This is a genomic window from Streptomyces sp. NPDC101234, from assembly GCF_044767525.1.
GTDB lineage: Bacteria > Actinomycetota > Actinomycetes > Streptomycetales > Streptomycetaceae > Streptomyces > Streptomyces sasae.
In genome coordinates, this window is sequence record NZ_JBIWOA010000001.1 from 429,574 (window position 1) to 443,550 (window position 13,977).

Annotated in this window: 13 protein-coding genes; 9 read left to right on the forward strand and 4 right to left on the reverse strand. The window is 70.0% G+C overall.

What is annotated here, in order from left to right:
• The first annotated feature begins 33 nt into the window (after window positions 1–33).
• A complete protein-coding gene (locus ACIRR9_RS02090) occupies window positions 34–912 on the forward strand; it encodes an LLM class flavin-dependent oxidoreductase (protein WP_403746596.1) in 879 nt (292 codons plus the stop codon).
• A gap of 75 nt (window positions 913–987) precedes the next feature.
• Complete coding sequence (locus ACIRR9_RS02095; RefSeq protein WP_403747027.1) at window positions 988–1,509, forward strand: GNAT family N-acetyltransferase; 522 nt, start codon at window positions 988–990, stop codon at window positions 1,507–1,509.
• Here the strand turns inward: ACIRR9_RS02095 and ACIRR9_RS02100 are convergent.
• Entirely contained in the window at window positions 1,493–2,005 is a 513-nt protein-coding gene (locus ACIRR9_RS02100; protein WP_403746598.1) for a DinB family protein, read from the reverse strand. The genes ACIRR9_RS02095 and ACIRR9_RS02100 overlap by 17 nt on opposite strands.
• Before the next feature lie 990 nt (window positions 2,006–2,995).
• On the opposite strand from ACIRR9_RS02100, the gene ACIRR9_RS02105 reads away from it, so the two are divergent.
• The 7 genes from ACIRR9_RS02105 to ACIRR9_RS02135 all read left to right on the forward strand — a co-directional run bounded on the left by ACIRR9_RS02105 (window position 2,996) and on the right by ACIRR9_RS02135 (window position 10,177).
• The gene (locus tag ACIRR9_RS02105; protein WP_365340065.1) at window positions 2,996–3,769 is read left to right on the forward strand and encodes an isoprenyl transferase; all 774 of its coding nucleotides are present in this window, start codon (window positions 2,996–2,998) and stop codon (window positions 3,767–3,769) included.
• Between the two features lie 409 nt (window positions 3,770–4,178).
• Entirely contained in the window at window positions 4,179–5,504 is a 1,326-nt protein-coding gene (locus ACIRR9_RS02110; RefSeq protein ID WP_403746601.1) for a PhoH family protein, read from the forward strand.
• Between the two features lie 418 nt (window positions 5,505–5,922).
• Window positions 5,923–6,609 carry a transglycosylase SLT domain-containing protein gene (locus ACIRR9_RS02115; protein WP_365340061.1) on the forward strand — a complete coding sequence of 229 codons (687 nt, stop codon included), beginning with the start codon at window positions 5,923–5,925 and terminating at the stop codon, window positions 6,607–6,609.
• 136 nt (window positions 6,610–6,745) lie between these two features.
• Window positions 6,746–8,182, forward strand: a complete 1,437-nt coding sequence (locus ACIRR9_RS02120; protein WP_403746604.1) for an AI-2E family transporter — start codon at window positions 6,746–6,748, stop codon at window positions 8,180–8,182.
• A 186-nt stretch (window positions 8,183–8,368) separates the two neighbouring features.
• Window positions 8,369–9,298, forward strand: a complete 930-nt coding sequence (locus tag ACIRR9_RS02125; protein WP_403746607.1) for a MarR family transcriptional regulator — start codon at window positions 8,369–8,371, stop codon at window positions 9,296–9,298.
• Window positions 9,299–9,357: 59 nt separating this feature from the next.
• Window positions 9,358–9,744 carry a roadblock/LC7 domain-containing protein gene (locus tag ACIRR9_RS02130; protein WP_365340056.1) on the forward strand — a complete coding sequence of 129 codons (387 nt, stop codon included), beginning with the start codon at window positions 9,358–9,360 and terminating at the stop codon, window positions 9,742–9,744.
• A 4-nt stretch (window positions 9,745–9,748) separates the two neighbouring features.
• Window positions 9,749–10,177: a hypothetical protein gene (locus tag ACIRR9_RS02135; RefSeq protein WP_365340054.1), complete on the forward strand. Its 429-nt coding sequence runs from the start codon at window positions 9,749–9,751 to the stop codon at window positions 10,175–10,177.
• A 60-nt stretch (window positions 10,178–10,237) separates the two neighbouring features.
• Here the strand turns inward: ACIRR9_RS02135 and ACIRR9_RS02140 are convergent, their stop codons facing one another.
• Genes ACIRR9_RS02140 through ACIRR9_RS02150 form a run of 3 tightly spaced genes read right to left on the reverse strand, consistent with a single transcriptional unit; the run spans window position 10,238 to window position 13,796 of the window.
• Window positions 10,238–12,589 carry an ABC transporter permease gene (locus tag ACIRR9_RS02140; protein ID WP_403746611.1) on the reverse strand — a complete coding sequence of 784 codons (2,352 nt, stop codon included), beginning with the start codon at window positions 12,587–12,589 and terminating at the stop codon, window positions 10,238–10,240.
• On the reverse strand, window positions 12,586–13,275 hold the full coding sequence (locus ACIRR9_RS02145; protein ID WP_365340050.1) for an ABC transporter ATP-binding protein: 690 nt from the start codon (window positions 13,273–13,275) through the stop codon (window positions 12,586–12,588). Before ACIRR9_RS02145 ends, ACIRR9_RS02140 begins: the two co-directional genes overlap by 4 nt.
• Window positions 13,272–13,796: a PadR family transcriptional regulator gene (locus tag ACIRR9_RS02150; protein WP_403746615.1), complete on the reverse strand. Its 525-nt coding sequence runs from the start codon at window positions 13,794–13,796 to the stop codon at window positions 13,272–13,274. The genes ACIRR9_RS02145 and ACIRR9_RS02150 overlap by 4 nt, the downstream gene beginning before the upstream one ends.
• Between the last annotated feature and the right edge of the window lie 181 nt (window positions 13,797–13,977).

The following is a 13,977-nucleotide window of genomic DNA, read 5'->3' on the forward strand; positions in this document are numbered from 1 at the left end:
GACGGTTCGGCTACCCCGGGTAGGACATCCTCCATGACTGCACTCGGCGCTGTGTTCCGTCCCCAACTTCCGCCCGAGCGGCTGCAAGCTGTCGTTCGGCTTGCTGATGACGTGGGGCTTGAGGAGCTGTGGTTGTGGGAGGACTGCTTTCGGGAAGGGGGGATTTCGGCTGCCGCTGCCGCGCTCGCCTGGAGCGAGCGGGTGCGGGTCGGGGTCGGGCTGTTGCCCGTGCCGTTGCGGAACGTCGCCATCACCGCCATGGAGGCCGCCACGCTGCACCGGATGTTCCCGGGGCGTGCCGTCCTCGGGGTCGGGCACGGTGTGCAGGACTGGATGGGGCAGGTCGGGGCCCGCGCGGAGTCGCCGTTGACCCTGCTGCGGGAGCATCTCGACGCCCTGCGGGCGCTGTTGCGAGGGGAGCGGCTCACCGTCAGCGGGCGGTACGTCCGGCTCGATGACGTCGCCCTGGACTGGCCGCCCGCCGGGCCCGTTCCTGTCTTCGCCGGTGCCACAGGCCCCCGCTCCCTGCGGCTCAGCGGTGCGGCCGCCGACGGGACCGTTCTCACCGCAGCCACCCCGCCCGATGGCGTCCGCCGGGCGCGGCGGCTCATCGAGGAGGGGCGGGTCGCCGCCGGGCGGGAAGAGGACGAGCGGCATGAGGTCGTGGTCTATCTTCTGACCGCCACCGGGCCCGACGCCGCCGACCGGCTCCGCGCCGAACTTGTCGAGGAGGGGCTGGAGTCCGTCCCCGACCTCGGAGTCGCCGGAGACGCGGGAGCCGTCGCCAAGGCCGTGCAGCGGCTCGTGGAGGCCGGTGCCGACACCGTGATCCTCCAGCCGACGGGGGACGAGCCCGACCCCGAGGGCTTCGTACGGTTCACCGCGGAGGAGGTCCGGCCGCTCGTGCCATAGGAGTAGGAGTAGGAGTAGGAGTAGGAGTAGGAGCAGGGGGCGGTGTCAGTGGGTGGTGCCATGCTCGCGGGCATGATGACGACCGATGATGTTCGTGTGCGCCTGCGTCCCGTGCTGGACGACGACCTCGAGTTCTTCCTCGCTTATGAGCACGACCCGGAAGCCGTCCGGCGGTCGAGGTTCACGCCCCGGCCGCGGGAGGCCTTTCTGCGGCACTGGAGGGAGAGGGTGCTCGGGGATCCGAGCGGCCTGGTGCGGACCGTTCTCGTGGACGGGGAGGTCGCGGGGAACATCGTCGCCTGGTGGGAGGGCGAGCGGCGGTTCACCGGGTACTGGCTCGGGCGGGCGTACTGGAGGCGGGGCGTCGGCACCCGCGCCCTCGCCCTCTTCCTCCGGGAGGAGACCGTACGCCCCCTGTACGCCGACCTCTTCGCCGAGAACACCGCCTCCGTACGGCTGCTGGAGAAGAGCGGGTTCGTCCCGGCCGACGACGACCCGGAGCACCCCGTGGACGAGGGGTTCGTGCTGCTCGTCCTGCGCGGGGTCTCCGGGACGGGGGCGGCCGCCGCCTACGACCCGGTCACGCCGAATCCGTGACCGGTGGGTGGGCGCCCGTCGCGCCGTCGATCAGTTCCCGCAGGATGTCCATGTGCCCGGCGTGCCGGGCCGTCTCCTCGATCATGTCGACCAGGACCCAGCGGAGCGAGACCGTCATGTCGTGCCAGGAGGGCCGGCCCAGGGTCTCCAGCGGCCGTGACGCGATCACCCGGTCGGACGCGGCGCGCGCACGGCCGTAGAAGTCGATGATCTGCCGGGTCGTCTCCTCGGGGCCGGCCGCCATGTCCTCGGTGGCCGGGTCGAACCACAGCGGCTCGACCTCCTCGCCGAAGGTCTCCACGAACCAGCCGTAGTGCACGGACGCCAGATGCTTCACCAGCCCGAGCAGGTTCGTCCCGGACGGGGTCATCGGTCGGCGCAGCTGTTCGTCGTCGAGGCCCTCCAGCTTCCACAGCACCGCGTACTGGTGCCGGGCCAGGCTCGCTCGCAGGGTTTCCTTCTCACCAGTGGTGTACTTGCCGCCGTCTGTGGTCATGGCGGACGAAACTAGCAGCGGGGACGACCGACAACCCGCTGCGATCGTGGGGGACATGAACCGCACCGAGCCGGGCGGGCCGGGCAGGCCGTGGGCCGGGGCTTGATCCATCGGCCTTGGAATGCCAGGCGGCGAAGAATGGCCAGGAACCGCCGTCCGAGCCGTCGGACACCCGCTCCGGCCCGAGTGATCACAAACGATCCCCGCTGGGCATGTCGTGACGCCATGGGTCAATGAGGTCAAGTCCTGCCTTAGTTCATGGAGCTACGCATAAGTGAACGTTCGCCCTTCCCGTTCATCTTCTCTTTGCACAGCGTTCCCGCATCGTTACCGCTGAGGGTTCACATCAGCCAAACGGCTCACGTAAGTTCAGGCCAAGGTAATTCGCGTGAGCAAAGCCGCGCGGGCGGCACCGTGCGGCGGAGGGGGCTGCGCGGTGCCGTAATGCCCCGGTGGCTCCCGTCAAGCCGCCGTTCGCAGCCGGAGTCGCCCGTCGGGGGGATGGGCGAACAACCCGCCGAGGCATCCCCAAGACGGCTCAAACCCTCTTGATCTCCCCGTATGCGGCAACACTTCCTGGGATTCCGCTGCGAACCGGCCACGCGAGACCCTTGAATCCAGCGTTCCAGGCCCATCGGGGCGTCGTCGGGCGACTGCGGAGAGTAGTTGAGGCGCGCCGATGCACGCAGCATCACTTACAAAGGGTTATGGTGGAAACCCCCCCTCGGGCCGGTCCGTCTCCCCCCCACGGACCGGCCCGTTTTTTGTCCGCGGTTTTCACCCACTTTTCAGGCGCCGTCGGCGCCACGCCCCCGAAGGGGTGCGGGTAACTGCGCGACCAGCCACGACGAAGCCGACCGCCGCTGAACGGCCCAAGCCCCCACCCCTGTGGGCGCCAACCCGAGCCCCACCGCCCAACTCCCAGCGGGGTAGGCTTCGGCCCGCGGACTCCCGCATTCCCGCAGCCGAATCACGAGGGGCGGACTTCAAGTGAACCTGCGCGACAAGCTGCGCGGCCTGCTCGTCAGGCTCTACGCGCGCCGGGTGGAAGGCCACCTGGACCACGCACAGGTGCCCAAGCACATCGGCGTCATCATGGACGGCAACCGCCGCTGGGCGAAGGCCGCGGGATCCACCACCGTGCACGGCCACCGCGCCGGCGCCGAGAAGATCGAGGAATTCCTCGGCTGGTGCTCCGAGACCGATGTCGAGGTCGTCACCCTCTGGCTGCTGTCCACGGACAACTTCGACCGTGCCAAGGAGGAGTTGGTCCCCCTCCTCGGCATCATCGAGGACGTCGTCCGCACCCTCGCCGCCGACGGCCGCTGGCGTGTCCACCACGTCGGCACCCCCGACCTGCTGCCCTCGCAGATGCAGACCGCGCTGAAGGAGGCCGAGGAGGCCACCGCGCACGTCGAGGGAATACTGGTCAACGTCGCCATCGGCTACGGCGGCCGCCAGGAGATCGCCGACGCCGTCCGCTCGATGATCCTCGACGCCCACGACAAGGGCGTCGCGATGGACGACCTCGCCGACTCCGTCACCGTCGACGCGATCGGCCGCCACCTCTACACCGGCGACCAGCCCGACCCGGACCTGGTGATCCGTACCAGCGGCGAGCAGCGGCTGTCCGGATTCATGCTCTGGCAGACCGCCCACGCCGAGTACTACTTCTGCGAGGTCTTCTGGCCCGCGTTCCGCAAGGTCGACTTCCTGCGCGCCCTGCGTGACTACGCGGCCCGCCACCGCCGCTACGGCGGGTGACGCCATCGTGACGGCGGTCGTCAACACGGCATACGATGCCCGGCACGGCCGTCACGCTGGATGACCCACCCGTCACGGTGGATGACCTCACGTCGCCCATGAGGCGTAAATCACCCATTTCGGGGCGCGAGTAACCCGGAGTTCACCTGCGCGTCGTTGCAGACCGTTGCATGGCGGCGCATGTTCGAGGGCATAAGCCAAGCAGGTCGATGCCCGAACCACGGGCATCGGATCTCAGCGGGCGGCTCGGGGCCGTCCGCCCGGGAGGCCCTTTGCACCAGCCCGACCGTGCGGTCACGGCACGGAAGAAGCAGCGGGGGGCCGGTTTTCGGCCCGTGCAGGGCGGCCGTCGACCGGTCCAGCTCGCTTTCGTCGCTCCCCGACCTCATCCGAGGGGGTACGTCCTTCCGTGGTGACCAGCACAACGCGCCGCAAGTCCGACCGGCGCACCTATGTTCTCGACACCAGCGTCCTGCTGGCCGACCCGAACGCCATGGCCCGCTTCGAGGAGCACGAGGTAGTGCTACCGATCGTCGTGGTCACGGAACTGGAGGCCAAGAGGCACCATCCCGAACTCGGTTACTTCGCCCGGCAGGCACTGCGCCTGCTGGACGACTACCGGGTCCGGCACGGCCGTCTCGACGCCCCCATCCCGATCGGCGAATTCGGCGGCACGATCCGTGTCGAGCTCAACCACTCGGACCCCAGTGTGCTGCCGAGCGGCTACCGCCTGGGGGACAACGACTCCCGCATCCTCGCGGTGGCCCGCAATCTGCAGGCCGAGGGGTACGACGTCACCGTCGTCTCGAAGGATCTGCCGCTCAGGATCAAGGCGTCGTCGGTCGGCCTCCTCGCCGAGGAGTACCGCGCCGAACTCGCCATCACGGACTCCTCCGGCTGGACCGGAATGTCCGAACTGACCCTGTCCGGCGAACAGGTGGACATCCTCTTCGAGGAAGGCCATGTGTACGCCCCGGAGGCCGCGGACCTCCCCGTGCACACCGGTCTGACCATCCAGTCGGAGCGCGGCAAGGCGCTCGGCCGGGTGACGGCCGAGGGCAACATCCGTGTGGTGCGCGGCGACCGGGAGGCGTTCGGCATCAAGGGCCGCAGCGCCGAGCAGCGCATCGCGCTCGATCTGCTGCTCGACCCGGACGTCGGCATCGTCTCGATGGGCGGCCGGGCCGGCACCGGCAAGTCGGCGCTGGCGCTGTGCGCGGGGCTGGAGGCGGTCCTGGAGCGCCGCCAGCACCAGAAGGTGATGGTCTTCCGTCCGCTCTACGCGGTCGGCGGCCAGGAGCTGGGCTATCTGCCCGGTTCCGAGGCGGAGAAGATGAGCCCCTGGGCGCAGGCGGTCTTCGACACGCTCTCCGCGGTCACCAGCCGCGAGGTCATCGAGGAGGTCACCGCCCGCGGGATGCTGGAGGTGCTGCCGCTCACCCACATCCGCGGCCGTTCCCTCCATGACGCCTTCGTGATCGTGGACGAGGCCCAGTCGCTGGAACGGAACGTCCTGCTGACCGTTCTGTCCCGGATCGGCGCGAATTCGCGGGTCGTTCTGACCCATGATGTGGCGCAAAGGGACAATCTGCGGGTGGGACGATACGACGGTGTGGTCGCCGTGGTGGAGAAGCTGAAGGGGCATCCGCTCTTCGCGCATGTCACCCTGAACAGGTCCGAGAGGTCCCAGATCGCCGCACTTGTGACCGAAATGCTGGAGGACGGACACATCTGATCGGCGTGTCCAACTTGGGTTGATCACCCACCGGTTGGCGCCGTCCGGCAAAGGCCCTGAGCCTAGTCGGGCGGCGCCTTCGTGTGTGGCGGTTTCCTGAAATCCCCGGGGGGAAACGGGATGTGAGCTTTCACACGCAACTCGGAATTGCCTCCCGGCGTCCGGTTACGGCAGAGTCTCACTCCTGTCAGGCCCCGCATACGACACACCTGTACCCCCAGCGGTACGGAACAACAGAAGTGCCACATCAATTCCATAGCGACGTCGTATGCCGCCCGAGCACCACGCGGCGCTCCCTTCGAGGGAGTTGCCCACCGGGCCCGTGTCTCCCGTGACCCAAGCAGTGAGGAGGCCAGCGCCAGGGGCACGATTGCGTCCGCCAGGGTCACCCAAGCGGGCGCTGCTGGAAGGAAACCGTGTGAGCCGGATTTCGGTCCGGGGATTCGCGGTGGCATCGGCCACCGCGGTCACCGCTGTCGGAAGCGTCGTCGGTGTTGCCTCGGGCAGCGTGGCGCAGCCGAACAATGACGCAGAGGCGACAGCAGCCGACACCACGCTCCTGGCTGACCTGCCCGCAGGTGAGCAGGCGACGGTGCAGACCGCTTCCCTGACGCAGCAGGCCGACGCCGTGGCCATCCAGGCCGACGCGAGCGCCAAGAAGGACGCCGAGCAGGCAGCCCGCGTGGCAGCCGCCAAGACCGCGACCGCCAAGAAGGCCGCGGCCGAGCAGGCGGCGAAGGATGCCAAGGAGCGCGCCCAGGCCAAGACGGAGGCCAGCCGTTCCGCGTCCAGCTTCCCGGTCCAGAGCTCTTACACGATCGCGCAGGTCCAGGCGATGGCCAAGCAGATGGTCGCGTCCGGTCAGTACCAGTGCTTCAGCGACATCGTGAACACCGAGTCCAGCTGGAACTACCAGGCCGTCAACGCCTCCTCCGGCGCCTACGGCCTCGTGCAGGCTCTGCCCGGCTCGAAGATGTCCTCCGCCGGCGCCGACTGGCAGACCAACCCGGCCACCCAGATCAAGTGGGGTCTCAACTACATGAACAGCCGGTACGGCAGCCCGTGTGCCGCCTGGCAGTTCCACCTGGCCAACGGCTGGTACTGAGACACACCTCTTTCTCAACCTCCGACAGCCCCTCCCCGTCCTAGGGGGAGGGGCTGTCGCCCTGTACGGTCGGACCGAACGACTCCAGGGGGGAGTGGTGAGGAGCACCCGAGGACGCGGGGGAAGAGGGCGGATCATGTCGCGAGTGCCGGAGTGGCTCGGCCGGCTCGGTGCCGGACTCACCGAGATGGGCGAGCGGTTGGACGAGCGCAGGGCCGAGGTGGAGCGGGAGCACACCGAGCCGGAACCGCCCGTGCCGCCCGCGTCGGCGGCGGCACCCGTCCCGGCCCCCGCCCTCGCCTCCGCCTCCGCCTCCGCGTCCGTGCCCGCCGCCCGGAAGCCTCCGCCCAGCCTCCGCCCCCGCCCCGACCCCGTGACGGCCGTCCCCTGGGCCGTGCGGGTCGCCGCCGAGGCCGGCTGGCGACTGCTGGTGCTGGCCGGCACGGTCTGGGTCCTGATGCGGGTCATCAGCTCCGTACAACTGGTCGTCTTCGCCTTCGTCATCGCGCTGCTGGTCACCGCGCTGCTCCAGCCCACGGTCGCCTGGCTGTGCCGCCGCGGGGTGCCGCGCGGCCCGGCCACCGCGCTCACCGCGATCTCCGGGTTCGTGGTGATCGGACTGATGGGCTGGTTCGTGACCTGGCAGGTCATGGAGAACATCGACACGCTCTCCGACCAGATCCAGAGTGGTATCAACGACCTGCGCGACTGGCTGCTGAAGGGCCCCTTCCACGTCACCGACAAACAGATCAACCAGATCGCCAAGAACCTCCGGGAGGCGATCGGCGCCAACACCGACGAGATAACGTCGTTCGGTCTGGAGGGCGTCCAGGTCGTCGTGGAGGCCCTGACCGGCATCCTGCTGGTCTTCTTCTCGACGCTCTTCCTGCTGTACGACGGCGCGCGCATCTGGCAGTGGTTCCTGAAGCTCGTCCCCTCCGCCGCCCGCGAGGGCGTCGGCGGTGCCGGCCCGCGCGCCTGGCGCACGCTCACCGCCTACGTCCGGGGCACGGTCCTGGTCGCCCTCATCGACGCCATCTGCATCGGCCTGGGCATCTACTTCCTGAACGTCCCGATGGCCGTCCCGCTCGCCGTCTTCATCTTCCTGTTCTCCTTCATCCCGCTGGTCGGCGCGGTCGCCTCCGGGGCGCTGGCGGTGGTGGTCGCGCTGGTCACCCAGGGCGTGTTCACGGCGGTCATGACCCTGGCCGTGGTCCTCGCGGTGCAGCAGATCGAGGGTCACATCCTCCAGCCGTTCATCCTCGGCCGGGCCGTCCGGGTCCACCCCCTCGCGGTGGTCCTCTCGGTCGCGGCCGGCGGCATGGTCGCGGGCATCGGCGGCGCGGTGGTGGCCGTACCGCTGGTGGCGGTCTCGAACACGGCGGTCAGCTATCTGCGCCAGTACTCCGAGGAGCGGTACGTGGACGCGGAGCCCGACGACGCCGCCCCACCACCCGAACCGGCCCCCGTCGAGGATCCCGAGGAGACCGAGAGGGCCGAGGCGGTCGAAGGGATCGAGAGGATCGAGGACGCGGCCGCGCAGGATGACCAACTCCTCTGCGGAGGTATCTGACTTCGCCCTCCGTTCGATCAAATGAGTGTCGAACAACATGATTTGAGTGGCCTAACAGTCCAACTTCCATCAGCCGGCGACAGGTGGGAAATCCGTCGCTGGAATGCGCTCTCGAACTGATACACATACCTCCTCGGTGCGACGCGTCAGGCGTCTGTGCGAAATGCCGATATGCCAAGGGGGGCGATGTCGGAGGTTCGGGATCCCCTCGGCAGGGCCGGTTACGGCCGGCTCGCGCACGCCCTGATCGCGTGCGGACGCGAGGGATTCAGCGGAGAACTGCGGGTGCCGGGCAGCCCCGGCGGCGCCTTCCATCTGCGCGCCGGGCTGGTGGTCGCGGCCGACAGCCCCGGCGCCCCCGGCCCCGAGGCGCTGCTGCTGCGCTCCGACCGCATCGACGGCGAGCAGTGGGCCGAGCTGGTACGGGAGTCCGGCGGCGCCCGCTGGCCGGTCGCCGGCCTGATCGCCCACGGCTACGCGGGGGCGGCCCAGCTCAGAGTGGTGTGCGTGATGGCGCTGCAGGACGCGGCTTTCGCCATCGTCGCCGGCCGGGTGGACGGCTGCGAGGCGGTCCTCGGCACCGAGCCGTACGCCCCCGTCGCCGTCGGCGAGCCGCCCGCCCGGCTGCTCCAGGAGGCGAACCGCAAACTGGCCGCCCTGGCCGCCCTGCCCCACCCCGTGCGCCCCGACCGGGAACGACCGCTGCCCGCCGCCGCGGCCGACCGCCCCCTCACCCCGCTGCAACGGGAGCTGATCGGGCACGCCGACGGTCGCCGCACCGCCCGTGACCTGGCCTTCCGTACCGGGCGCGGGGTCTACACGGTCACGGTGGAGGTCGCCCGGATGCTCGGCGACGGGCTGCTGGAGTGCGGCGGTCCGATCGCCCGGATCCCGGTCCGGATGCCGGTGCGGGCTCCCGTCGTACGACACCGGGAACCGCCCCCGCCGCCTGAGCCGCCGCCTGAGCCGCCGCCCGCCCCGGAGCCGGTCCCCGTCCCCGCCGAACTGCCGCGCCGTGAGCCAGGCGCCAGCGGCATCACCGAAGCCCTCGGCCCGTCCAAGAGCGGGGCGAGCTGGAAAGGGTTCTTCCGGCTGCGGCACGGAACCGCCAAATGAAAAGGGCGTGTTGATTGCCGTAGCGGTCGAATTCAGTCAGGAATGAGGGAGTTGAACATATGGATCACGAAGCCCTGGCGCAGGAAATGCGCGGGCTGCGCGAACGGGTCACCGGAATCACCGACACGGCCCTGGCGGCGGCCGACGGAATGCTGATAGCCGCCGACACGGCGGATTCCATCGATCCGGAGGGCCTCGCCGCCCTCGCGGCCGCCGGCCTGGGCCTCGCGCGCCGCACGGCCGAGGCCACCGCGCGCGGTGTGCTGCGGCAGACGGTGACGTACGGCAGTCACGGCTGCGTCGCCTTCTACGCCGTCGGCGACACCGCCCTGATGGTCGTGCTCGGCGACGAGGGGATGGACGTGGACCGCCTGCACCGGGCGACCCATCCGGCCCTCGACCGCATCGGCTCGATCCTCACCGAGAAGGCTCCAGAGGGAGTGTGAAGGGATGGCGACGAAACGCATGGCCGCAAGTTTCTCGGACCAGGTGATGAGCCTGGTCAAATCGCTGCGGAACGACGCGCCGGAGTGCGTCGCGTCCGGAGTGGTCGACATGTCCACCGGGATGCTGCTCGCGTACGAGACGATCGACAACCACCCGGCCGAGGTCCTGGACCTGCTGGCGGGCGCCACCCTGGACCTGTTCCAGGGGCGGACGGTCGGGATGATCGAGGACGTCTTCAAGGAGCGCCGCGGCATCACCTCCGACAACCACTTCTTCCAGGAGATCCTGGTCAACAGCGACAATCTCACCCACCTGTTCATCCGTATGAACGAGCAGCAGGACGTGGTGGCCGTGGTCGTCTGCCGTAAATCGGTGAACGTCGGCATGCTGTTCGCCCAGACCCGGAGGGTGGTGCGGGAGCACAGCCTGTGACCGCACCGCACATGGGCCCCTCCCGGTGGGAAGGGGCCCATGTGAAGGGGGAGGCCGCGGCTACTCCGTGCGCAGCCCGTCCGGGCGCATCAGGCGCAGCAGCGGCGGCAGGCTGAGCAGGGTCACCGCCAGGACGACCGCCGCGCCGAAGCCGGTCATCGCCAGCACGCCCGGCCAGTCCACGCGCACCGTGGAGCCGACCATCTTCAGCAGCACCGTGCCCAGGATCAGCCCCACCGCACCGGCCAGCAGCAGGCCGAGCCCGACCGGGATCGCCGCCTGCCACAGCACCGACAGGCTCAGCGTGCGGCGCCGGGTGCCGAAGGCGACCAGGGCCGACAGCAGTTTCTTGCGCTCGCGCAGCTGCTCCAGTTGGCTGACCAGAAGGCTCGCGCCGATCAGCGCCAGTACGGCGGCGGCGCCGACGAACAGCCCGGTGCGGATGGAGTTGAACTGGCTGTCCCGCTCGACCGAGACCAGCGTTTCCGCCTTCATCAGCGGGTCGATCCGGACCGCCGTATTGATCACGTACTCCCTGGCTTCGCGCATCCCGGAGTCGATGGACAGGTAGACCATGCCCTGCACCGCCGTGCTGGCACCGTGCGGCAGCGCGCCCGGGGTGAGCAGGAAACCGTCGCGCTTGTAGCCGGTGGGGTCCTCGCGGGACTCGGCCTGGCGCAGCCCCGCCGGCACCGTCCAGCGGCTCACGACGCCGTGGTCCGTGTCGCCGCTGTAGGCGGGGTTGAGGTACAGCGTCCGGCCGTGCTTCTCCGCGATCGTCAGCAGCTTCGCCGTCTCGGAGTCGGCGTCGGAGCCCTTCAGCACGAAGGCGTCGCCGTCGTGACAGGACGGCAGGGTCGCGACCTCGCGCAGCGAGGCGCAACTGCCGACGCTCACCGAGGCGGTCCTGCTCGGCTCCCTGCCCTTGTCGCCGGCCTCGCCGTTGGCGATCGAGACCACCTTCAGCACGCCCTTGGTGCCGGCCATGGCCTTGGCGACCTCGGGCACCTGGACGCCGTCCGGTACCTGGACCGACATCTGTGCGCGGCTGAGGTCGTTGGTGGTCCGCTTGGTGTAGTCGGCCTCGACGCCCGCGAAGACCATCTGGAGAGCGATCGCACCGGCGACCGCCACCGCGATGCCGTTGACCGTGCGGGCCGCCGTACCGCTGCTCAACTGGAGCCGCCTGACAGCCAGTTGCCAGGCCACCGCGCCCTGGCCGAGCCGGCCGACGACCGTCTCCACGACCCACGGCAGCAGTGCCGTGACACCGACCAGGAGGAGCAGGATGCCGCCGGTCACCAGGTACTCGTTGAAGCCGCCGCCGCCGCGGCCCTGCCCGACCATCGGGTAGAGCGCGGCCAGACCGGCCACCGGGAGCAGCAGCCGCCACCACAGCCGGCGGCGGGCGGGCTTCGCCGTACGCACCACGCCGAGCGGCTCGATGACCACCCCGCGCAGCGCGAACAGGGTCACCAGCACGGCAGCCGCCGGGACGGCGACCGCCACCAGCGCGGCCAGCACGGGGGAGGGGTTGAGATAGCTCGGGAACACACTGGTGCCGAACACCTCGACGGTGCCCGCGAGCTGACGGCCGGCCAGGAAGAAGCCGGCGCCGAGGACCAGGCCGAGCAGTGCGCCTGCCATCGCCTCGCCGGCCGCGATCCGCCGTACCATCCAGCCGTCGGAGCCGACCAGCCGCAGCGCGGCCAGCCGCCGGTCGCGGCGCTCGCCGCCGAAGCGGACGGCGGCCGCGACGAACACGCCGACCGGCATCAGCAGCACCACGAACACCACGAGGACGAGCAGCGTGAGGACCGGGTCGGACTCCGAGTCCGGTGACCTGGGGCTGCCGAAGTGGTCGATCCGGGCCACGTCCGGCGGGTTGATGTGGTCGGCCAGGTCGGCGGAGCCCGCGTAGTAGGCGAGTTCCTGCGAGCCGGTCAGCCCGCTCTCCGCGATGGTGGCGGTGATCCGGTACGGCAGCCGGGCGCGCAGCAGCGCTCCGTCGTCGGAGGAGAGCAGCCGCTTCAGCGCGGGCGAGACGGCCATCTCGCCGGGCGCCGGGTACTCGGCGAGCCCGGGCGGCACCGGCGCCTTCGCGCCCTCCCGCTGGATCACCCGGCCGCGGATGTCGGCGCCGCGGTAGGGGGTGTCGATGTCCGCGACGACGAACGTCTTCTCGCCGGCCTTCATGGGGTGGCCGAAGGTGTACGTGTAGTCCGCCCGTGCCACATCGCGCTGGTGGCGTACGGCCAGCGCGTTCGGGATGGCCGTGGTGAGCAGCAGGAGCGCCACCGCCAGACCCACGCCGATGGCCGTCAGCGTGGCCCGGAACCAGCCCTCGCGTCCGCCTCCGAAGGCGAACCGAACCCCCATGGCCAGATCTCTGGACCACTGCCTTGCGTTCATACCGCGCGCTCCATGTCCCGGGACTTCCCGTCCCGTACGACGATCTCGCGGTCGGAGTAGGCGGCCACCCGTGCCTCGTGCGTGACAAGGACGACGGCCGCGTTGGTCGAGCGGGCCGCCTCGGTCAGCAGCTCCATCACCCGCTCGCCGTTGAGCGAGTCCAGAGCGCCGGTCGGTTCGTCCGCGAACAGCACCCGCGGACCGGTCACCAGCGACCGTGCCACCGCGACCCGCTGCCCCTGGCCGCCGGAGACCTCACCGGGCCGCTTGCGCCCCAGATCGTCGACCTCCAGGCGCTGCATCCAGTCCAGCGCCGTCCTCTCGGCCACCTTGCGGGAGGTGCCGTTCAGCCGCAGCGGCAGCGCCACGTTCTCCACGCAGGTCAACTCGGGCACCAGCTGCCCGAACTGGAAGACGAACCCGAACTCGCTGCGCCGCAGCGCGCTGCGCTCGGCGTCGTTCATGGTCGCCATCTCCCGCCCGGCGTAGACGATCGACCCGGCGTCGGGGGTCACGATCCCGGCGAGACAGTGCAGCAGTGTGGACTTCCCGGAGCCGGAGGGCCCCATCAGGGCGACGACCTCGCCCGCGTGTATGGAGAACTCGGCCCCGTCGAGCGCGACGGTCGGACCGTAGGTCTTGCGCAGCGCCTCGGCCGCGAGCAACGAACCGGCGGGAGCGTTCACTTGGACACCTCCGTGCGGAGCTTGTCGAGGCGGGCGGCGGTCAGTTCCAGCCACCGCAGGTCGGCCTCCAGATGGAACAGGGCGTGGTCGCAGACGAGTTGGTCCGCGAGATCGCCCCGGCGCTTGCGGTCGGTGAGGATCCGCATGCTGCGCAGATGCTCGGAGCGCTGGCTGTCGAGGATGTCGGCGGCGTTCCGGTGCGTCAGCAGCGCGAGCACGACCTTGGTGTACAGGGTCGACTGGAGGTACTCCTCCGGCTTCTCCGGGGTCGCGAGCCACCTCTCCACGTCGGTGACGCCGGCGTCGGTGATGGCGTACCGCTTGCGCTCGGGTCCGCCGCCCGCCTCGATGCCGTCGACTTCCACGAGCCCGTTCTTCAGCAGCCGGGACATCGTCGAGTAGACCTGGCCGTAGTGCAGCGGCCGGTCGTGACCGAACTTCTCGTCGAAGGCCCGCTTCAGGTCGTAGCCGTGGCGCGGGCCGGACTCCAGGAGCCCCAAAAGGGTGTGACCGATGGACATGGCGATGACTCTACACACGGTGTATACGCGGTATGTATACGCACCGTGTGCAGATGGCGGCCCACTGTGCGTTCGCTGTGTTTCCGCGCAGGTGGGGGCCGATTGTCACGGTTGTGCGACAGCGCCATGTCACATCCGGGCGGCCCCGTCTCGTCTCTGGTGCGGAATCGGTTCTCGTAGC